Annotated in this window: 17 protein-coding genes; 12 read left to right on the top strand and 5 right to left on the bottom strand. The window is 60.4% G+C overall.

Features of this window, described 5'->3' with window-relative positions; all coding sequences use genetic code 11:
- The first annotated feature begins 18 nt into the window (after nucleotides 1-18).
- The 4 genes from L7A20_RS07365 to L7A20_RS07350 all read left to right on the top strand — a co-directional run bounded on the left by L7A20_RS07365 (nucleotide 19) and on the right by L7A20_RS07350 (nucleotide 4,634).
- Complete coding sequence (locus L7A20_RS07365) at nucleotides 19-1,308, top strand: aspartate kinase (protein WP_237197563.1); 1,290 nt, start codon at nucleotides 19-21, stop codon at nucleotides 1,306-1,308.
- 420 nt (nucleotides 1,309-1,728) lie between these two features.
- Nucleotides 1,729-2,082, top strand: a complete 354-nt coding sequence (locus tag L7A20_RS07360) for a hypothetical protein (RefSeq protein ID WP_237222957.1) — start codon at nucleotides 1,729-1,731, stop codon at nucleotides 2,080-2,082.
- A gap of 502 nt (nucleotides 2,083-2,584) precedes the next feature.
- Nucleotides 2,585-3,517, top strand: a complete 933-nt coding sequence (locus L7A20_RS07355) for a 3-methyladenine DNA glycosylase (RefSeq protein ID WP_237222956.1) — start codon at nucleotides 2,585-2,587, stop codon at nucleotides 3,515-3,517.
- Between the two features lie 16 nt (nucleotides 3,518-3,533).
- Nucleotides 3,534-4,634: a zinc-dependent metalloprotease family protein gene (locus tag L7A20_RS07350; protein WP_237207038.1), complete on the top strand. Its 1,101-nt coding sequence runs from the start codon at nucleotides 3,534-3,536 to the stop codon at nucleotides 4,632-4,634.
- A 119-nt stretch (nucleotides 4,635-4,753) separates the two neighbouring features.
- On the opposite strand, the gene L7A20_RS07345 is transcribed toward L7A20_RS07350, so the two are convergent.
- Together L7A20_RS07345 and L7A20_RS07340 are read right to left on the bottom strand one after the other, a co-directional pair.
- The gene (locus L7A20_RS07345; RefSeq protein ID WP_237222955.1) at nucleotides 4,754-5,761 is read right to left on the bottom strand and encodes an NADP-dependent oxidoreductase; all 1,008 of its coding nucleotides are present in this window, start codon (nucleotides 5,759-5,761) and stop codon (nucleotides 4,754-4,756) included.
- A gap of 55 nt (nucleotides 5,762-5,816) precedes the next feature.
- Nucleotides 5,817-6,200 (bottom strand): DUF1304 domain-containing protein, encoded by a 384-nt coding sequence (locus tag L7A20_RS07340; RefSeq protein WP_237222954.1) that lies wholly within the window; start codon nucleotides 6,198-6,200, stop codon nucleotides 5,817-5,819.
- Nucleotides 6,201-6,294: 94 nt separating this feature from the next.
- Here L7A20_RS07340 and L7A20_RS07335 point away from each other — a divergent pair, with 94 nt between their 5' ends.
- Nucleotides 6,295-6,870, top strand: coding sequence for a TetR/AcrR family transcriptional regulator (locus L7A20_RS07335; RefSeq protein WP_237222953.1), 576 nt, complete (start codon nucleotides 6,295-6,297; stop codon nucleotides 6,868-6,870).
- Here L7A20_RS07335 and L7A20_RS07330 read toward each other — a convergent pair.
- On the bottom strand, nucleotides 6,867-7,853 hold the full coding sequence (locus L7A20_RS07330) for a Fic family protein (RefSeq protein WP_237222952.1): 987 nt from the start codon (nucleotides 7,851-7,853) through the stop codon (nucleotides 6,867-6,869). The genes L7A20_RS07335 and L7A20_RS07330 overlap by 4 nt on opposite strands.
- A 482-nt stretch (nucleotides 7,854-8,335) precedes the next feature.
- Here L7A20_RS07330 and purS point away from each other — a divergent pair, with 482 nt between their 5' ends.
- Genes purS through purL form a run of 3 tightly spaced genes read left to right on the top strand, consistent with a single transcriptional unit; the run spans nucleotide 8,336 to nucleotide 11,746 of the window.
- Nucleotides 8,336-8,587 (top strand): phosphoribosylformylglycinamidine synthase subunit PurS, encoded by a 252-nt coding sequence (gene purS, locus L7A20_RS07325; RefSeq protein WP_135013794.1) that lies wholly within the window; start codon nucleotides 8,336-8,338, stop codon nucleotides 8,585-8,587.
- Between the two features lie 5 nt (nucleotides 8,588-8,592).
- The gene (purQ, locus tag L7A20_RS07320; RefSeq protein WP_237222951.1) at nucleotides 8,593-9,402 is read left to right on the top strand and encodes a phosphoribosylformylglycinamidine synthase subunit PurQ; all 810 of its coding nucleotides are present in this window, start codon (nucleotides 8,593-8,595) and stop codon (nucleotides 9,400-9,402) included.
- A 25-nt stretch (nucleotides 9,403-9,427) separates the two neighbouring features.
- On the top strand, nucleotides 9,428-11,746 hold the full coding sequence (gene purL, locus L7A20_RS07315) for a phosphoribosylformylglycinamidine synthase subunit PurL (protein ID WP_237222950.1): 2,319 nt from the start codon (nucleotides 9,428-9,430) through the stop codon (nucleotides 11,744-11,746).
- A gap of 164 nt (nucleotides 11,747-11,910) precedes the next feature.
- Here the strand turns inward: purL and L7A20_RS07310 are convergent, their stop codons facing one another.
- Nucleotides 11,911-12,807 (bottom strand): hypothetical protein, encoded by an 897-nt coding sequence (locus tag L7A20_RS07310; RefSeq protein WP_237222949.1) that lies wholly within the window; start codon nucleotides 12,805-12,807, stop codon nucleotides 11,911-11,913.
- Between the two features lie 248 nt (nucleotides 12,808-13,055).
- Nucleotides 13,056-13,712: a heme oxygenase (biliverdin-producing) gene (locus tag L7A20_RS07305; RefSeq protein ID WP_237205848.1), complete on the bottom strand. Its 657-nt coding sequence runs from the start codon at nucleotides 13,710-13,712 to the stop codon at nucleotides 13,056-13,058.
- A gap of 199 nt (nucleotides 13,713-13,911) precedes the next feature.
- Here L7A20_RS07305 and L7A20_RS07300 point away from each other — a divergent pair, with 199 nt between their 5' ends.
- The 4 genes from L7A20_RS07300 to L7A20_RS07285 all read left to right on the top strand — a co-directional run bounded on the left by L7A20_RS07300 (nucleotide 13,912) and on the right by L7A20_RS07285 (nucleotide 19,189).
- The gene (locus tag L7A20_RS07300; RefSeq protein WP_237222948.1) at nucleotides 13,912-16,089 is read left to right on the top strand and encodes an HtaA domain-containing protein; all 2,178 of its coding nucleotides are present in this window, start codon (nucleotides 13,912-13,914) and stop codon (nucleotides 16,087-16,089) included.
- 71 nt (nucleotides 16,090-16,160) lie between these two features.
- A complete protein-coding gene (locus L7A20_RS07295; RefSeq protein ID WP_237198727.1) occupies nucleotides 16,161-17,375 on the top strand; it encodes a heme/hemin ABC transporter substrate-binding protein in 1,215 nt (404 codons plus the stop codon).
- 48 nt (nucleotides 17,376-17,423) lie between these two features.
- Nucleotides 17,424-18,416, top strand: coding sequence for a FecCD family ABC transporter permease (locus L7A20_RS07290; protein ID WP_423817434.1), 993 nt, complete (start codon nucleotides 17,424-17,426; stop codon nucleotides 18,414-18,416).
- A complete protein-coding gene (locus L7A20_RS07285) occupies nucleotides 18,413-19,189 on the top strand; it encodes a heme ABC transporter ATP-binding protein (protein WP_237198725.1) in 777 nt (258 codons plus the stop codon). Before L7A20_RS07290 ends, L7A20_RS07285 begins: the two co-directional genes overlap by 4 nt.
- Nucleotides 19,190-19,203: the final 14 nt, after the last annotated feature.

The following is a 19,203-nucleotide window of genomic DNA, read 5'->3' as shown; positions in this document are numbered from 1 at the left end:
TGCACTGGAGAAGTTTCAATGAGCCTGATTGTCCAAAAGTTCGGTGGGTCCTCGGTTTCTGACGCCGAGGGTATTAAGCGTGTAGCTCGCCGTATTGTGGACACGCAGAAGGCTGGCAACGAGGTCGTCGTGGTGGTCTCAGCAATGGGCGATACCACCGATGAACTGCTCGACCTTGCGGCTGAAGTAACCCCCAACGCCGGCCCCTCGCGTGAACTCGATATGCTGCTGAGCGCCGGCGAGCGAATTTCCATGGCCGTGCTGGCCCTGGCTATCAACAATATGGGCGGCCGCGCCCAGTCCTTCACCGGTTCCCAGGCCGGCATGATCACCGACGGCGTGCACGGTTCTGCCCGCCTGGTTGAGGTTAACCCCGAGCGTATTCGCACCGCCCTTGATGAAGGCTACGTCGCCGTTGTCGCAGGCTTCCAGGGCATGAACCGCCAGACCCGTGACATCACCACCCTGGGCCGTGGCGGCTCAGACACCACTGCGGTTGCCCTGGCGGCAGCCCTGAATGCTGACGTCTGTGAGATTTACTCAGACGTTGATGGTGTGTTCACCGCTGACCCGCGTATCGTGCCGTCCGCCCACAAGCTCGATACCGTCACGAGCGAAGAAATGCTTGAGATGGCTGCTAACGGCGCCAAGATTCTGCACCTGCGTTCGGTGGAGTACGCGCGCCGTTTCAACCTGAAGCTGCATGTTCGCTCTTCGTTCTCACAGCTTGAAGGCACTCTCGTTATCCCCGACAATGAGGGTATGGAAACTAATTTGAAGGAGATCCCCTTGGAACAGCCCCTCGTCTCGGGCGTCGCCCACGACCGTAGCCAGGCTAAGGTCACCGTTATTGGTGTGCCCGACGTGCCCGGTTCCGCGGCCAAGGTGTTCGGTATTCTCAATGAGACCAACGTGAACCTCGACATGATCGTTCAGAACGTCTCAACCGACCGCCCCGACGTCACCGATATCTCCTTCACTCTGCCCCAGGACCAGGGCGCTGCTGCTCTGGCTGCGCTTGAAGCTAAGAAGGCTGAGCTGGGCTTTGAAGAGGTCCAGTACAACGAGTCCATCGGTAAGCTGTCGCTGGTGGGTGCGGGTATGAAGTCTAACCCCGGCGTGTCCTTTAAGTTCTTTGATGCGCTGAGCACCGCCGGTGTGAATATCGAAATGATTTCTACCTCTGAGATTCGTATTTCGGTTATCACCGATATTGAGAAGCTTGATGAGGCTGTGCGCGCTGTGCACTCAGCTTTTGACCTTGATACCGAGGGTGAGGCTACCGTTTACGGTGGTACCGGCCGCTAGGTCGTGAACTAGATTTGTCCGCGAGGACGCTCGGGCCCCGGGCTGGCAGCACCACGCTGCTGGCCCGGGGCCCGGCTTTTGCCCATTTCAAGGGCTTATAAAAAATTTTCTATATTTTCCACCCAAAGACTTGTTGGGAATATATAGACCAATATAGTATTGCTGTACATCACATCTTCTTTACCCCCAAATTCAGCCAACCGGCTGGTCAAGCACTAAAGGAGTAGGCTATGAAAGCTACAACCACTCAGAAAACCCTGGCAACCACGCTGATCCTCGCGGGTCTACTATCCGGGGGGATTCACAAGCGCTAATGCGGTAGAATCCACCAGCACAATCGCAACAACGGCCGACACTCGCCTTACCGACATCTTAGACGAACAGATTAACCGCTACGACCGACATGTTACCACTGGGCTGATGGGAGATTTCTCAATCAGGAGCGATTCAAATCTTTCCCCCGCAGATAAGGCGATTTTGCAGCAGATTCTCACCAAATCCAATCAAGAACGCCGCGAAGCGCTATCCAATCTCCCCCAGCATGCGAAGGCTACTGGAAATGAAATTCAGTCAGCTGGCGGTGGCGTTATCTTCCACTGGTGGGGTCAGACGCTCTGGTTAAATAACATAAACTCATACAGGCTCTCAGCACTACTCGCTGGCGGTGCAGCAATTTCTACCGTAGCAGTATTCATTACCTCGGTAACTGGTGTAGGAGCAGTAGTGGCAGGTGGATTTGCAGCAGCTTTCGCGGTTGCTCGGCCGCATCTTTAATTTGCAACTGGAACCAGCTGAGGAATTAATATTCATCGGGCTCACAACTCAGCCATCTGGTGCACACCTCGGTAGATAAAATCTTACCAGTAGCCCATCAAGGAAAATATAAAATGAAAAATATACTACGCTGGATATCTTTATTATCTGCTCTTCCACTTTTGTTCTATGGGGTATGGTATTTTATTGATCCGACTGCCTTTAACAAGTACATCATCCTTATTCTCGTAACAATCACCGGAGTTTCTACAACTTTAGCAACAGTCCTTTCTGTGAAGCATGAAACTTAAAGATTATTATCTATAAGGTATGCCAGACCCACAGTCACTGTGGGTCTGGCATACCTACCCCTTATAAATAACCCTTCTTCTGAAGACTTGATGTTGCATATTGTTTTTGCTCCGTGCTCTCCCTTCTCTTTCGTCCTTGACTTATCTGAGGTGGCAGGGAAAGGAAGGGATGTTTTTCTAGCGCGGGATGAAGGGCCGTTAGAATAGACCCCATGCCCCTCACCCTCCTCGCCCCGGACGATTGGCGTGCACTCGCGCGCGCCCACGAAGAACGCTCCGGCCGCTACGCCCTCCCCTTCGCAGCCCGCCGCGAGCGCGGCCAAGCCCACCCCGTTGAAGACTTCCTCTTCACCTACTACACCCTAAAACCCGGGCAGTTTATGCGCTGGCACCCCGGTGCGGGGGTCATTCTGCAGGACGCCGGCGAGCGGGCAGACTGGAAGTTCTACCGGGCCGCTACCCAGCAGGAGCTAGAAGAGGCAGGCCTGCCACCTGCCGAAGCCGCCGCGGCGGCGCAGGCGGGCACCAGCGTCCTTGTCGATACCGAAAAGTTTGCTGAGGCCCGCGCCTCAGCCATTGATTTTGCGCGGATTATCCTGAGTAAAACCGCGGCCAAGCCCGGTTTCTTTGGCTGTTTTGGCCTGCACGAGTGGGCTATGGCCTATAAGTCGGTGGAGAATAACATCCGCCACGACTATCTAGAACTGCGCCTGGGGGCAGAGGGCACCGACCGGGTGGTTGAGAGCCATAAAATTAGGTGCTCCCATTTCGATGCCTTCCGGTTCTTCATGCCCCAGGCTGTGCCCATGAACGAGCTACAGCCCACGCGCGAGCAACAGCGCGACCTGGAGCAGCCAGCCTGCCTGCACGCCAACATGGATATCTACAAGTGGGCCTATAAGCTCCTACCCCTGGTGCCCTCGCACCTGGTTATGGACTGCTTCGAGCTGGCCTGGGACGTGCGCGAACTCGACATGAAAGCCGCCCCCTACGACCTAAAGGACTGGGGCTACGAGCCGGTTGCTATTGAAACCCCCGAGGGTAAGGCCGAGTACGTGCGCCAGCAAAGGCTCTTCGCTGAACGGTCAGTCGTCCTGCGGCAGAGGCTGCTCGATGCCCTAGAATCGTCCTTAAACCACACTTAGAGAACGGAAAACACACATGCGTTTCTCGCGCAAACTTGCCACCGCAGCAGTTGCGGCCATGGCTTTCACCGGGCTGAGCGCCCCGATTGCTTCAGCAGTCACCATCGATACCGACGGCGATAAGCTGCTCGATGTCTGGGAAACCGAGGGCTACGACTACAACAACGACGGCGTCATCGACATCGACTTCGCTGCCATGGGCGCAGACCCCTACCGCAAAGACCTCTTCGTTGAGATGGACTACATGCCCGGCCTACTCGCCAGCGAAGCTGAGCTGGGCACCATCGTCCAGACCTTCGCCGATATGCCTGTCTGGAACCCCAACGGCACCACCGGTATCACCATTCACTTGGACGCCGGTAGCATCTACCCCGCCTACGACCTGGGCGGCGGCAACGAGATCCCCCACCAGGGTTTTAATGGCCTGGGCGACGTGAATACTTTGCGGGGTACTAACTCCGACCCGGCACGTGCGGGCGTCTTCCACTACATGATTTGGGGCGACTACTACGGCACCGGCGGGTCTTCTGGATCAGGCTACTACCCTGGCCGCACCTTCATGGTGACCGTAGGCCCCACCCACTGGGGCAAGGCAAGTAGCGCTATCCGCGTGGGCACCTTCATTCACGAGCTCGGCCACAACCTGGGCCTGAACCACGGCGGCACCGACGGCACAAACTACAAGCCCAACTACACCAGCATCATGAACTACAAGTACCAGCTATCGGGTATTCGCCGTACCGACGGGTCGGTCTACTACGGTTACTCCACCCGCGCGGGTATGACCATTGATGAGACCGCAGTGGTTGAGTCTAAGGGCGCCGGTAACGCTGCCCGCGGCTTCTCAATTCACTACGGCACCCGCTACTGGAACGCCCACCAGGGTATCGACTTTGACCAGGACGGCGTCGTAGAGACTACCGCCCAGCAGATTGATGTGAACCGTGACGGCACTATCGGTAAGCTGACCGCACCGAACGATCTGATGACCATGAAGTTCCAGGCCCAGTCTTCTGCCCCCGGCATTTCGCCCTATGAGCAGCAGGAGCCCGAAATTGAGAACAACGAGATGACGGCCGACCTGGCCCGCCAGCTGGGCTACCTGCCTGCCGAGTAATCACGTTTTTTCTCCCCCACCACACCCAAGGGGACCGCAAAACTTAAAAGGGACCGCGTAGTATGCGGTCCCTTTTAGGTTTTCAGGTCCTCTTTCAGCTTATTCAGCTTGCCGGAGCGCTAGAGCTTGACCACCATCTTGCCGGTGTTAGCACCCTGCATCATGGCGATGAAGGCTTCGATCGTGGAGTCGAGCCCCTCGTAGACGGTCTCGTCATAGGCGATCTTGCCGTCGGCAAACCAGCGGCCCATCTTTTCGCGGAACTCGGGGACGACGTCCAGGTACTCCCCCAGGGTGAAGCCCTGCATGGTCAGACCCTGCTTGACCATGTTGGTCATGTTGTCGGGGCCGGGGGTGGTCTCACTGGTGTTGTAAGCAGAAATCGCGCCGCAGAGCGCCAGGCGGCCACCGCGGTTCATCACATCGAGAGCGGCTTCGAGGTGGTCGCCGCCGACGTTGTCGAAGTAGACGTCTACACCATCTGGAACCAGCTCGGGCAGGGCCTGCCGAACGAGGGCGTCCTTGTAATTGAGAGCGGCGTCGTAGCCGTATTTGCTGGTCAGCAGCTCAACCTTCTCAGCCGAGCCAGCGCTGCCGACAACACGGGAGGCGCCGAGCAGGCGAGCGATCTGCCCGACAGCGGTGCCCACGGCGCCCGCTGCGCCAGAGACGAACACGACGTCGCCTTCTTTCAGGTGGGCAATGCGGGTCAGCCCTGCGTAGGCGGTCATTGCCGTCATGCCCAGCATGCCCAGATAGAGCGAGGACGGCGCCCCGGCAGGTAGTTCCGGCAGGGCGGTAAACTCGCGAGCGGCGCCCTGGGCGTAGTCTGCCCAGCCCTGCTGGTGCGATACGAGGGTGCCTACGGGCAGGCTTTCATCGTGCGATTCAACAACGCGTCCGACGGCACCGCCGGTGATGCGTTCCCCCAGGCCGTAGGGGGCTACATAGCTCTTGGCGTCGTTCATGCGTCCGCGCATGTAGGGGTCAACCGAGATGAACTCGTTTTTAACGCGAACCTGGCCATCGGCGAGCTCAGGCAGGGTAACGGTGGCAAATTCAAAGTTGTCGGAGGTAGGCCAGCCGCTGGGGCGGGAAGCAAGGCGGATTTCACGTGCTTGTGTCATGATGTTTCCTTTCGAAAGCTGTTTAACCAGTTCTACGCCTGTCAAAGGGCGTTTGTTAAAGGGTTGCGCCCAGAGCGAGCAGAAGGACGGCGAGCAGCGGGAAGGCACCCTGCTTCATGGCGGCGGGGCGCTTGTCGGGTGAGGTGATGAAGAGGACGGCTGCGGCGGCCAGCATTGACCCGGTACCGGCGAGCATGAGGGCTAGGCCCACGGTGGGGGCACCGGCGAAGTGGGCCACGGCACCGGCGGCGGCGATGATTGCCAGGAAGAGGTTGTAGAAGCCCTGGTTGTAGGCCATTTCCTTGGTCTGTTCGGCTGATTCACGGCTCATGCCGAAGACGGGCAGGGCTCGGGTGGTCCAGGCGAAGGATTCGAGGTAGAAGATAAAAACGTGCAGGGCGACGGCGAGCAGTAGGGCGATGATACCGGCGATGGTCATGGGGATATCCTTTCATAGGTTTTTGTAACGCTTATTCCAATATATACTAGAATGGTCAGTACACAATTTTGTTAGCTATGAAACGAGGCACACCATGGGGCGCGCAGCAACCTTCGACCGAGCGGACGCCGTCAGGGCAGCCCGCGACGTCTTTTGGGATCGGGGCTACGAGGCAACCTCAATCCCCGACCTTGAACAGGCAACCGGCCTCAAGCGCTCCAGTCTCTACCACGCCTTCGAGTCGAAAAAGGGGCTTTTTGACGAAGCGGTAGAGAACTACCTGGCAGAAAGCGTCCGTCCGCTCCTTGCCCGCGTCACCAGCGAAGACGCGAAGCCCGATGCCCTCAACGACTACTTTGCAACCCTGACCAGCTCTATTAGCTCTGCCGATAGCCACCCCGGCTGCCTGCTCATAGCGGCAGCTAACGCCCCGGTGGGCACCGACCCAGTGGTCAGCGCAGCTATCAGCGGCTACTACAACGAACTCTTTGCCGCCTTCCGCGCGGGGCTGGGCAGGGCGCGTCCGCACCTCACCGAGGCCGAAGCGGACGGCCAAGCCCGCGCCCTGGTTGCCCTCACCATCTCAGCCCTGGCCCTTGCCCGAACCAACAAAACCCTCGCCCTAGCCAACCTGCAGGCGGCGCAGACGCTCCTGGCCGCTCAGGACTAAACAAAACGCCGATGGCCCGCCCGCTGGGCAAACGCGTCAAGCGCTTCCGTCAAGGCAGGGGCAGACCAGGCATTTTGCCCGCGCACTTTCTGCTCCCGCCGCAAGATACCGGTTTCAACCAGGGAGTCAATGATGCGATAGGTGGTAGATCTAGCCACTCCGGCATGTTCTTCTAGCATTCCAGCCGTGAAAGCTGGCTCTGAGCAACAGAACCTTGCCACCTTACGCACCGCTTCAGTCACCCTCGGACGCGAGGCAAGAATCTGCTCATAAAACTGTTCAATGTCCTGGGCAAGCAAACGAGTATTAGCCAGCGATGATTCAATGGCATCCACAAAACACAGGATGATGGGCTCTATATCCCCGCGCCTATACGCCTCCAGGGCAGACACATACCCCTCAAGGTCATAGAGCAAACCGCTCGACAGGGGAACCACCACATGCTGCGTCACTCCGCGCGCCTTTAACAGAGATGAGATGAGCGCTCTCCCCGTACGCCCATTCCCATCTATAAAAGGGTGAATAGTTTCAAACTGGGCATGAGCAAGAGCCGCTTGTACGGTAGGATCAAGGTCCCGGCGCTCCAAAAAGACAACGAGGTCTTCAAGCAACCCAGGTACATCCTCCCAGGCAGGTGCTACGTACCTGGCTGTGACAGGGGATTCTCCCCCAATCCATACCCATTCTTTTCTCAGCTCGCCGGCATCATCTTGAACACCCGCTGTAAGCTCCTCGTGCATGGTCAGCAAAGCATCGATGCTGAGTTCGTGGGCAACGTCGATTGCAGCTTTCATGGCGCGGACGTTGCGGGCGACAAGTTCGGCATTGCCTCCTACCGGCGCACCAAGTGCAGCAAGCGAGAGTTTTCGAGCATTTACCGTCAGATTTTCAATCTGCGAACTTGTGGCAGATTCTCCGCGCAAAAGCACCGTAGCGAATGGGAAATGAGCAAATGATGCCTGTTCGTGGTCGAACCTTGTCATAGCCACTGATGCCGCAGATGCGCTAGCCAGCACATCTGCACTGAGCCTCACAGGAGCCTCAGAAATATACGGAACGTGCGGCACCTGAAAAGTACCTCGATTTTTCCGCTGGCTCCGGCGAGAGGCCAAGGGGTCACGGTGCACCCACAAGCGCTCTGTATATGTAAGAGATGGCCAACTCTGCATGTTGCCTCCTGCGAGTCTCTCTTGAGAAAATGCACCTCAATTTTCCCATTAAGCTGTTTATATAGAAAATCATAGTTTGTTTTCCCAGTATCTTCTCGTCAGCACCGAGCGTGCGCCATATCGCCGAGCGTGCACCGGGCAGCCGCACGCTCAGCGATACAACGCACACTCGTCATGATCGGATGCCGCAGAAAAGCCCTGCGCCCCGCCGTCTCACTTTGGGGCACAAGCCCCCACAAACCGGTAAAATGAGACCCGGCTCTATATAGATTCCAGCACCCAAGGAGTGCCCATTCATGGCCCGTATTGTTGTTGACGTTATGCTCAAGCCCGAAATCCTCGACCCCCAGGGCAAGGCTATCGCTCACGAGCTTCCCCGTATCGGTCTGAACAACTTCACCGATGTTCGTCAGGGTAAGCGTTTTGAACTGACCGTTGATGGTGAAGTCACCGAAGAACTGCTCGCGCAGGCCCGCCAGGCAGCTGAAGAGTTGCTGTCTAACCCCGTGATTGAAGACGTCGTCAACGTCGAAGCTCTGGAGGACTAAAAGACGTGGCAGAATCCCTCGCAGCAACCGAAGTTCCCCTGGTGGGCGACTTCTCCCAGTCCACTCCCAACCCTGCCCTGGCTGATGTGCGCGTCGGCGTCATCACCTTCCCCGGCACCCTCGACGACCGTGATGCCTCCCGCGCCGTCCGCCTAGCCGGTGGCACCCCCGTACCGCTGTGGCACGATGAGGCAGCTCTACACGATGTAGATGCTGTGATTGTGCCCGGCGGTTTTTCGTATGGTGACTACCTGCGTGCAGGCGCTATCGCAGCGAAGGCCCCGGTCATGAGCAAGGTCGTTGAGGCAGCTAGCGCCGCTGGCACCTCGGGTTCCGCTCCCCTGCCGGTGCTCGGCATCTGCAACGGTTTCCAGATTCTGACCGAAACCCACCTGCTACCCGGCTCCATGATCAAGAACGATCACCGCAAGTTTATCTGCCGCGATCAGACCCTGCGCGTTGAGACCAACCAGACTGCCTGGACCGGCGACTTCGAAGCGGGCCAGAACATCGTGGTCCCCCTCAAGAACCAGGACGGCCAGTACGTCGCCGACACCAAGACCCTTGAGGCTCTTGAGGCTGAAGGACGCGTGGTGTTCCGCTACGTGGACGTTAACCCCAACGGCTCTCGCAACGACATTGCCGGCATCTCCAACGAGCGCGGCAACGTCGTGGGTCTCATGCCCCACCCCGAGCACGCCGTCGAGCCCGGCTTCGGCCCCTCGTCCTCCGGTTTTGGCACCGTGGGTCTGCGCGGTGGCGCGGACGGCCTGGGCGTCTTTACCTCCGTACTCAACCAGCTGGTTTCGGCCTAAACGCCTCGCATAAGGAATAAGAATTTTGAGCGAAAAGAAGTTTAACCTCGATACCGTTGAGCACGCCGCTGCCACCCCCGACACCGAGCTGCCCTGGGCTGAGCTGGGTCTGAAGGAAAACGAGTTCGAGGACATCAAGAAGATTCTCGGCCGCCGCCCCACCGCAGCCGAGCTGGCCATGTACTCGGTCATGTGGTCAGAGCACTGCTCCTACAAGTCTTCCAAGGTCCATCTCAAGCAGTTCGGTGCCAAGGTCACCGACGAGATGAAGAAGGACCTCATGGTTGGTATCGGCGAGAACGCCGGTGTGACCAACATTGGCAACGGCTGGGCTGTGACCTTCAAGATTGAGTCCCACAACCACCCCTCCTACGTTGAGCCCTACCAGGGTGCAGCAACCGGCGTGGGCGGTATCGTGCGTGACATCATCTCGATGGGTGCCCGCCCCGTGGCCGTCATGGACCCCCTGCGTTTCGGTGCCATCGACCACCCCGACACCGCCCGCGTCCTACCCGGCGTTGTGTCTGGTGTTGGCGGCTACGGCAACTCCCTGGGCCTGCCCAACATCGGCGGCGAGGTCGAGTTCGACGAGTGCTACCAGGCCAACCCCCTGGTCAACGCTCTGGCTGTGGGCATCATGCGCCACGAGGACATCCGCACCGCTAACGCCTCAGGTACCGGCAACAAGGTGATCCTCTTTGGCGCCCGCACCGGTGGTGACGGCATTGGTGGCGCTTCCGTTCTGGCGTCAGAGTCCTTCGACGACACCAAGCCCTCCAAGCGCCCCGCCGTGCAGGTGGGCGACCCCTTCGCTGAGAAGGTGCTGATTGAGTGCTGCCTGGAGCTCTTCAAGAACTCCATCGTTGAAGGTATTCAGGACCTGGGTGCTGCGGGTATCTCCTGCGCTACCTCCGAGCTGGCCTCTAACGGTGACGGCGGTATGCACGTTGACCTGACCAAGGTTCTGCTGCGCGACCCCACCCTGACCCCGGGCGAGATTCTCATGTCTGAGTCCCAGGAGCGCATGATGGCGGTTGTGACCCCCGAGAACCTGAGCCGCTTCGAAGACATCATGAAGAAGTGGGACGTCGAGTACTCCATTCTGGGTGAGGTCACCGGCTCCGGCCGCCTGACCATCGAATGGCAGGGCGAGATTATCGTCGATGTGGACCCCAAGACCGTCGCTCACGACGGCCCCACCTACGAGCGTCCTTACGCCCGCCCCGAGTGGCAGGACTCCCTGCAGGCCGACAAGTTCACCGGCTCGGAGGCGGACGACGCCCGCCCCACCGGCGCTGAGCTGGGCGAGGCCATCAAGGCCTTCATGGCCGCCCCCAACATGTGCTCCAAGTCCTGGATCACTAACCAGTACGACCGCTACGTCCAGGGCAACACCGCCCTGTCCATGCCCGATGATTCTGGCGTGATTCGCGTGGACGAAGAGACCGGTCTGGGCGTTGCCCTGGCCACCGACTCTAACCCCCGCTTCACCAAGCTCGACCCCTACGAGGGTGCGAAGGCGTCCCTGGCTGAGGCCTACCGCAACGTGGCTACCGTGGGCGCCCGTCCCGTGGCTGTCTCTGACTGCCTGAACTTCGGTTCCCCCGAGGACCCGGACATCATGTGGCAGTTCGCTGAGGCCGTACGCGGTATCGCCGATGGCTGTATGGAACTGGGCGTGCCTGTGACCGGCGGCAATGTCTCCCTCTACAACCAGACCGGCGGCAAGGCTATTAACCCCACCCCCGTGGTTGCCATGATGGGCGTGATGGACGACGTCACCCGCCGCACCCCCTCCGGTTGGGCTCCTGAGCACGATGGCCAGGCCCTCTACCTGCTGGGCACCACCCGCGATGAGCTAGACGGCTCCGAGTGGGCCCGCTTTAAGGGTCACCTGGGCGGCCTGCCCCCCAAGGTTGATCTGGCTGCCGAGAAGCTGCTGGGCGACATGCTGGTGAACATGAGCCGTGACGGCATGATTGATGCTGCCCACGACGTCTCTGCCGGCGGCCTGGCTGCTGCCCTGGTTGAGGGCTGCCTACGCTTTGGCGTCGGTGCCCGCGTTGGCCTGGGTGAGGTTGCTGAGCGTGACGGCGTTGACCTCTTCACCCTGCTCTTCTCAGAGTCCCTGGGTCGCGTGGTTGTGTCTGTGCCCCGCTCTGAGGAAGTTCGCTTCAAGGACATGTGCACCGCCCGCGATTACCCCTTCGCCCGTATCGGCGTGGTCGATGCAGCCTCTAAGGCCCTGGATATTCAGGGTGAGGTCGCTATCGACCTGGACGAGTTGCGTGAAGCCCACGAGGGCACCCTGGCCCGCCACTTCGGTGAGGTTGCCCCCAGCTAGTCGCTAGCTACTGTGCGTAAGGACGCCGCCGCGCCCCTACCCTGCCCCACGGCAGGTAAGGTGCGTGGTGGCGTCCTTCTGTCTTAGCCTGTGCAGGTTTCTTGGGCTGTGTGCAGAGAAAACCCTGCACACAGCCCAAGAAACCTGCACACCTCCAGCCTGGCTCACCGGACGCCTGCCCCCCACAGCCGTTGCCGGAGAGTAGCAGGGTGCGACATCAGCTCCTTCCAGCGCGTACGCACCACCTTCCAGCCAGCCATCTCTAATTCGCGATGCCGCCGATGTTCCGCCTGAACCACATCGTCAGCGCGGCCATAGACTCCCGAATACTTCACCTCACCGTCGACCTCAAGCATGACCCCCAACTCAGGCCAAGCGAAGTCAGCACGGTAGACACGGCCATAGTGGGTGAATACCTCGAACTGCTCCTGAGGTAGAGGCAGATTCCACTCATAGATAAGGTCACGCGTGATCGTCTCAGCCGGAGAGTCTGCTAAAGCACTCAGTCTCTGTCCCACGGCAAGCGCAATTCCACCCGCCTCAGCCAAAACAGTTCGTGCCGATGCTGCGGATATAACGCCCTGCCGCAGAAAATAATCACCAACCACCAGCGCCTCAACACGAGGTAAAGACAGAGCAACATCGCACAGAGTTTGCTCTGGTGCAGTGATACGGGCCCCTGCCACCAGCCGAGACTCGGGAACTACGTCCGTGCGTCCTCGATGTGCCGTTACTGAAGGGCGGTGCTGCACAGAAGCTGACGCAAAACTCATATGCACCTTATTAGGTAGGGTCAGGAGTGGAGCCCCTAACCAAAGCGCAGCCGACTGGTGGCTCAGCACCCCGCTCGGCACCGTTTTGATATGCGCAGCGTGGTGGGCCAAACACCTCTGACGAGTGCCCCACTGGTTCCATATAGAGGTCTCGACATAGATCCCCTGCTTAATTTTGGTGTAGTAACCAGACCTAAAACGGGTCGAAGCTAGGGAGGGGCTTACACCGATATCTTGTAAATCTTTAAGGCAGCGCACCTGCTGGTAAATCTCTGCAACATCATTCATAAGGGCAGTGTCACCGACCCCGTTCACCTCTTGCAAGGGGTGTGAACATCGCAGGCTCTTTTGGTTCACAAACAGGTCATATAGCAGCCAGGCCTGTGGATAAGTCGGGTGCGTTAGCGTGGCAGTTACCGACCCGGGGAGCATCCTTCTTTCTTAACCCTGTGCAGGGTTCTTGGGCTGTGTGCAGAGAAAACCCTGCACACAGCCCAAGAAACCTGCACACAGCATGGAGGCCCCTAGCTACACATCTATGGGGCTAGGCTCTCACCCAGCTGTGCAAACACACGGGTGTTGTAGTCGAACCCGACCAGGGCCTCATCAACCAGGGCGTCACGCTGGGCGTCCGTCAGCGGGGCATCGTCCAGAAGACCCCGGTAGGAGTCCTTGAATACCTTGGGCTTCGGGAGTGCCTCAAATCGGTACATGCTCAGAGCCTCAGCGGGCACGCCGTAGTGCCGGGCAACCAGGGCAGCTACGGCCTGCCCGCCCGACAGGTCGCCCAGGTAGCGCAGGTAGTGGTGGGCCAAGAAGCGTTCGGGGGCGGACGCCGTCGCCCGGATAGCTGCCGCATAGTCAGCGGTTGCCGGTAAGGGCTGGTCACTGGTGGGGCCGCCCAGTTCAGCTAGGTCAGCCTTGATAGAAGCAAGCCGGTCAAGGCCCTCGAGCACGAAGGGTTCGGTGATGGGGTTGGGGTGGGCGCGGAAGCCGGCTGCTACTTCTTCGAGGGCCTCATACATATAGACGTACTGGGTCAGCAGCATGCGGTAGGCCTTACGGTCGAGCTTGCCGCCCATCAGGTCGGCCATGAAGCTGGAGTGTTCTGCCTGCTCGTGGCGGGCAGCGGTTTCTGCCTTAAGGCGGGCTGAGAAGGTAGGACGCTCGGTGTCGGCGAGAGCGGTAGTCATGGAGTCCTCCTTGGTTGAGGGCTAGATTAACACTATTTATTGACAGACTGTCACCAAGAAAGAATTAAGTCAAGTACTTGTAACCTATTTTTATTAGGCTTGCCTTAATGCTAGTTTAGGCATGCCCTTAAATTTAATAAGGCGGGGCATGTTACGAAATGTGCCCACCCTACACCACATAGTTTTCACGAGGATGCCCATGTCTCCCCAGCACAGCGCCCGGCGCTCCTGCGCCCTCCTAGCCACCGCCGCACTCACCCTGTCAGGCATGACCCTAGCCACCGCGTCCGTAGCCGACGCAGCGGACGCCACCAGCAGCACCGTCGCTGCCGCGTCCGCAACTCACGTCGCCAGCAATGCCCAGCTGACCTGGTCGCTCAAGGACTCCTTCATCCGCTACGTCACCGGCGCTTTTGCCGGTGGTAGCGTCGAGGTAACCGGTGGCCCCAGCTTCAACGGCTCCGCCTTCTCCTGGCAGGGGGCCGAGGGTGAGTTCACCGGTGCAAACGGCACTATCTCTTACCCCGGCACCATCCACTTCACTGCCCATAAGGGTGAGCTTGATATCACCTACGCCAACCTCAAGCTGGTCATCAACGGCAACCAGGGCACCCTGGTAGCTGATGTGAAGTCCAAGGGCTACAACGGATCCCCCGATATCGATGCCACCAACGTCCACTTCGCTACCGTAGACCTTTCTGGCGTCACTTTCAGCAACGGCACCGTATCAGCCACTGCTGCTCCCGTTACTCTCACCGCCGACGGCGCAGCAGCCTTCGCCGGTTTCTACAAGGCAGGCGAGGTTTTGTCTCCGCTCACTTTCTCGGCTGACCTGGCTGAAAAGCCCGCAGAGACCCCGGCCCCCACGCCCACACCCGAGCCCACCGCTGACGGCGTCACCAACGCAGCGGGCACCGTCACCTGGGGTATCAAGGATTCCTTCCTCAACTACCTGATCGCCCAGAACGCCGTTACTCCTGGCGAACACACCAGCCTAGAAGGCAATAACTTTGTCTTTGCCGGTGCAACCGCCCAGAAGGCCGAGACCGGCTACTCCATTACCGTGCCAGGTAGCTTCTCTCTGGTCGCCCACGGTGGGGTACTGAATATCAACCTGCATAGCTTCCGCGTTGTTACCGACGGTGCAAACGGCTACATCTACGCCACTGGCACCTCGGCTAACACCGGCGAAATTACCGATCAGCCCATCGCCAGATTCGATGCGAGCGCCCTGACCACTGATGCCGAGGGTAATCTGCTCCTGAGCGGTGTGACCACCTACGCCACCGGGCACGCGGCGACCATTTTTGGGTCCCGGTACGCTGAAGGCCTGGAGTTTGACCCCCTCTACCTGCGTGTGGCTGCCCCCGTGGTTGAGGACGCACCGGCCCCGGCTCCCAGCGAAACCCCGGCTCCTGCCCCGAGTGAGTCCCCTGCGCCGAGCCCGTCCGCCGAGCCTACCACCCAGCCGACCGTGGCCCCCTCAGCTCAGCCTTCTGCGGAACCGACGGTAGCCCCCTCTACCCAGCCGACCGCTGAGCCGACCGTCGTGCCCTCAGCCCAGCCCTCTACCGACCCGGCTAAGGCCCCCCAGTGTGTTCCGGTGACCGTCACTGAGACTGTTGCCGGTGCAACCACTACTCAGGCTGACGGGACCGTCTCAGCTGCTACTTTCGACTGGGGCGTGCGCTCCTCCTTCCGTAACTACATTGGTGGCGGTATCGCTAAGGGTAGTTGGGAACTGAACGGCGTTACCTACGCTAACCAGGCCTTTGGCTGGTCCAAAGGTACAGGCACCTACGCTAACGGCAAGGGCTCTATGGCTTTCGAGGGCTCTGTCCGTTTCACCGGCCACGGCGGCACCTTGAACACTCTGATGGCTAACCCCCGCCTTGAGATCAACGGTTCTACCGGCACCCTCTACCTGACCGTAAGTTCTAATGACATGAAGGGGCAGACAACCCACCACGGTGAGGTGCCCTTCGCCAATGTCGATTTGGCTGGCCTGACTGTTAACGGATCCAGCATTAGCGTCAGCAGTGCTTCTGCCACCCTAACTGCTGAGGGCAAAGCTGCCTTCGCTGGCTTCTACCAGGCAGGTGAAGCCCTTGACCCCATTAGCTTCACCGGTACCCTGGGTTCAAAGACCGTCACCGGTGCTTCTCAGACCATTGAGAAGACCCAGTATGTCTCAGAGAACGGTGCTAACTGCGATGCCCTGAACGCTGAGGCAGAGCGGAAGGCTGAGGCTGCCCGCGCTGCCGCCCAGGGTGGCAAGCTGGCGAACACCGGCGCTTCGGTCGGTGCCCTGCTGGCTGTGGGTGCAGCCCTGCTGGCTGCCGGTGCTGTGGTGGTAGCCCGCCGTCGCGCGTCCTAATTCTCATCCGTCTCACGGTGGGAGCCGGGCTGTAACCGGCTCCCACCCTCTTGTTTCTCTCGGAGGTTCTGGTGCTCACACACTCCTTTTCTTCTCTGCCCCTGCGCCGGGGTTTTTCTGTTCTGAGTGCTGCCCTGGTTCTGGCGGTGACGGCCTGTACCGGGTCGGCGGAGAGCGGTGCGGACGCCGCCGCTACAGGCCCGCAGGCGGGGGCGGCTTCTACATCGGTTGAGGACGGGGCTCAGTCGTCGGCAACGGCCGGGGGCATTGAGGCTCCCGCCAGTGAAGAGGTGCACCGCACCGCCCTGCAGCAGGCCGAGGACTACCTCAAAGCCAATGCTGTAGAGAACCCCAAGAGCCTGACGGGTCTGGCGACGGCGGCGTCCGTCCCGGATGTGCTGCCGCTTGAGAACCCGCAGGCCCCGCAGCTGCCGGTGACCGTCACTGATTTTCAGGGCACCGAGGTGACCGTGACCAGTGCCGACCGCATTCTGGCCCTGGATATGTACGGCACCCTAGCCCAGACCGTCGTCGCTTTGGGGCTGGGGGACAACCTAGTAGGTCGGGTCACGTCTTCGACCGAAACGACCCTGGCAGACCTGCCCCTGGTAACCCAGAACGGCCACGACATTTCGGCTGAGGCGGTTCTTTCTCTCGCCCCGACCGTGGTGCTCATGGACACCACCAACGGCCCCCTCGAAATTACCGAGCAGCTGCGTTCGGCCGGGGTGACCGTGGTGCATTTTGACCCCTCGCGTTCCTTGAGCCAGGTAGTGCCGCAGATTGAGGCGGTTGCGCAGGCTTTGGGAGTTCCGGACGCCGGCGCCCAGCTGGGTGCCCGGGTGAAGGCTGAGATTGATTCGGCGCTAGCCACCATTGCCGAGGTTGCCCCGCGGGATTCGGCGCAGAAGGTGGGTATGGCTTTCCTCTACGTTCGGGGTACTGCCGGTGTCTTCTTTATCCTGGGTGACGGTTCAGGGGCCGATGAGCTGATTACCGCGCTGGGCGGTCGCGATGTGGCCAGTGAGGGCGGGGCTTCGGGTACCGTGCCCGCTAACGCTGAAGCGCTCTCGCGGGCTAACCCCGACCTGATCCTCACCATGACCGGCGGGGTGGAGTCCACCGGTGGTATCGAGGCCTTCTTCGCCCGCCCCGGTGTAGCTGAAACAACCGCCGGTGCTAACCAGCGCGTGGTCGACATGGCAGACGGCCAGGTTCTCTCGTTCGGGCCCAACAGTGCGGCGGTACTGCTGTCCTTAGCCACCGCTATCTACACCCAGCAGTAGGTTCTTGTGCAGGTACGTTCTTCTACCCTCACGGCGGTCTTTACCGCCCTGCCCCTCCTGTTGCTCGGCACGGTACTCATATCAGCCAGCCTGGGCCAGTTCGAGATTCCCCTCCCCCAGGTTGCCGGGGGTATCCTGCGCAACCTGGGGCTGGCGTCCGCCGACCCTGCCATGCAGCTGGCAGACGCCACCCTCTGGAATATCCGCCTACCCCGCATTCTGCTGGGGCTGCTGGTGGGTGCCGCCTTGGGGGCGTCCGGCGCCCTGATGCAGGCGGTCTTCGGCAACCCGCTGGCTGAGCCGGGCGTCATCGGCATTTCAGCCGGTGCTGCGGTGGGGGCCTGCGGGGCTATTGTGCTGGGGCTGAATGCCCTGGGTATGTTCACCGTGCCCCTCTGCGCTTTCGCCTGTGCGCTAGCCACCACCGCCCTGGTGTATCTCTTCTCCCGCTCCGGCGGGCGGGCAGAGGTGCTGTCGATGATTCTGACCGGCATTGCCGTAACCGCCGTGGCTAACGCCCTGATTGCCCTGATGGTCTTTATCGCCGACGACGCCAGCCGCGACCAGATTATCTTCTGGCAGATGGGCTCCCTGAACGGGGCGACCTGGGCGGCGGTAGCCACCAGTGCCCCGATTGTGGCTGCCGGTATTATCGGTAGCTTTCTCTTGGCCCGGCAGCTCAACCTGCTCGCCCTGGGCGAGCGGGCCGCTGCCCACTCGGGCGTTCATGTAGAGCGCCTACGCCTGGCAGCTATCGTCTGCACCGCCCTGCTCACCGGGGCCGCGGTCGCCTACGCGGGCATCATCGCTTTTGTAGGTCTGATCGTGCCGCATCTGCTCCGAATGGTAGTGGGGCCCTCCAACCGGGTACTGCTACCAGCCTCGGCCCTGGGCGGTGCCCTGCTCATTGCAGCCTCCGACCTCGCCGCCCGCACCCTGGTGAGCTTCGCCGACCTGCCCATCGGCATCTTCACCGCCCTGGTGGGCGGCCCCACCTTCTTTATCCTGCTCCGCCGAACCCTAACCAAGGGGGCCCTGTGACCGCACCTTTACTCGTCGCCGATTCGGTCAGCTACCGGGTGAACGGGCGGCAGATTCTGCACGACGTCTCGCTTGAGGTTGCCCCCGGTGAGGTTCTAGCTCTTATCGGCCCCAACGGGGCAGGTAAATCGACCCTGCTGTCCCTGCTGGCAGGGGATGCTGCCCCCAGCTCGGGGCAGGTTACCCTGGGCGGACGTCCGCTGGCAGACTACCGGCCGGTAGAGTTAGCCCGCACCCGAGCCATGCTGCTACAGCAGACCTCCGTAGCTTTTTCCTACACCGTACGGCAGGTGGTGCAAATGGGTAGGGCACCCTGGCGGGGCACTGCCCAGGCGGAACAGGATCATGAGATTGTTGCTGCTGCTCTTGCCGATACCGATACCGCCCACCTGGCTGACCGCGACGTGCGCACCCTCTCGGGTGGTGAAGCCGGGCGAGCTCATCTGGCCCGGGTCTTTGCCCAGCGCACTCCCCTGCTCCTGCTCGACGAGCCCACCGCTGCCCTCGATATTCTGCACCAGGAGCAGACCCTCACCCGCGCCCGCGCCTACGCCCGGCAGGGGGCTGCTGTGGTGGTAGTCCTTCACGACCTCGATGTTGCAGCCTCTTACTCTGACCGGCTGGTGCTTCTTGCTCAGGGGCAGGTGGTGGCGCAAGGACGCCCGCAGCAGGTCTGCACCGCCGAGCGGCTCAGCGCGGTCTACGGCCACCCCATTGAGGTGCTCACCCACCCGGTGACCGGGCGCCTGCTGGTACTTCCGGCCCGCGACTGAGGCTGTTTTCATCC

This window comes from Rothia nasimurium, from assembly GCF_928381415.1.
Taxonomy (GTDB): Bacteria; Actinomycetota; Actinomycetes; order Actinomycetales; family Micrococcaceae; genus Rothia; species Rothia nasimurium_H.
Note: the sequence above shows the minus strand (reverse complement) of the source record. Positions and strands in the feature narration are given on the sequence as shown.

What these genes read in the sequence shown, in the direction of transcription:
- L7A20_RS07345 (WP_237222955.1), bottom strand. Translation starts at nt 5,761, where the DNA reads ATGACACAAGCACGTGAAATCCGCCTTGCTTCCCGCCCCAGCGGCTGG.
- L7A20_RS07310 (WP_237222949.1), bottom strand. Translation starts at nt 12,807, where the DNA reads ATGAATGATGTTGCAGAGATTTACCAGCAGGTGCGCTGCCTTAAAGAT.
- L7A20_RS07365 (WP_237197563.1), top strand. Translation starts at nt 19, where the DNA reads ATGAGCCTGATTGTCCAAAAGTTCGGTGGGTCCTCGGTTTCTGACGCC.
- L7A20_RS07355 (WP_237222956.1), top strand. Translation starts at nt 2,585, where the DNA reads ATGCCCCTCACCCTCCTCGCCCCGGACGATTGGCGTGCACTCGCGCGC.
- L7A20_RS07350 (WP_237207038.1), top strand. Translation starts at nt 3,534, where the DNA reads ATGCGTTTCTCGCGCAAACTTGCCACCGCAGCAGTTGCGGCCATGGCT.
- L7A20_RS07330 (WP_237222952.1), bottom strand. Translation starts at nt 7,853, where the DNA reads ATGACAAGGTTCGACCACGAACAGGCATCATTTGCTCATTTCCCATTC.
- L7A20_RS07360 (WP_237222957.1), top strand. Translation starts at nt 1,729, where the DNA reads ATGGGAGATTTCTCAATCAGGAGCGATTCAAATCTTTCCCCCGCAGAT.
- L7A20_RS07335 (WP_237222953.1), top strand. Translation starts at nt 6,295, where the DNA reads ATGGGGCGCGCAGCAACCTTCGACCGAGCGGACGCCGTCAGGGCAGCC.
- L7A20_RS07300 (WP_237222948.1), top strand. Translation starts at nt 13,912, where the DNA reads ATGTCTCCCCAGCACAGCGCCCGGCGCTCCTGCGCCCTCCTAGCCACC.
- L7A20_RS07340 (WP_237222954.1), bottom strand. Translation starts at nt 6,200, where the DNA reads ATGACCATCGCCGGTATCATCGCCCTACTGCTCGCCGTCGCCCTGCAC.
- L7A20_RS07305 (WP_237205848.1), bottom strand. Translation starts at nt 13,712, where the DNA reads ATGACTACCGCTCTCGCCGACACCGAGCGTCCTACCTTCTCAGCCCGC.
- purS (WP_135013794.1), top strand. Translation starts at nt 8,336, where the DNA reads ATGGCCCGTATTGTTGTTGACGTTATGCTCAAGCCCGAAATCCTCGAC.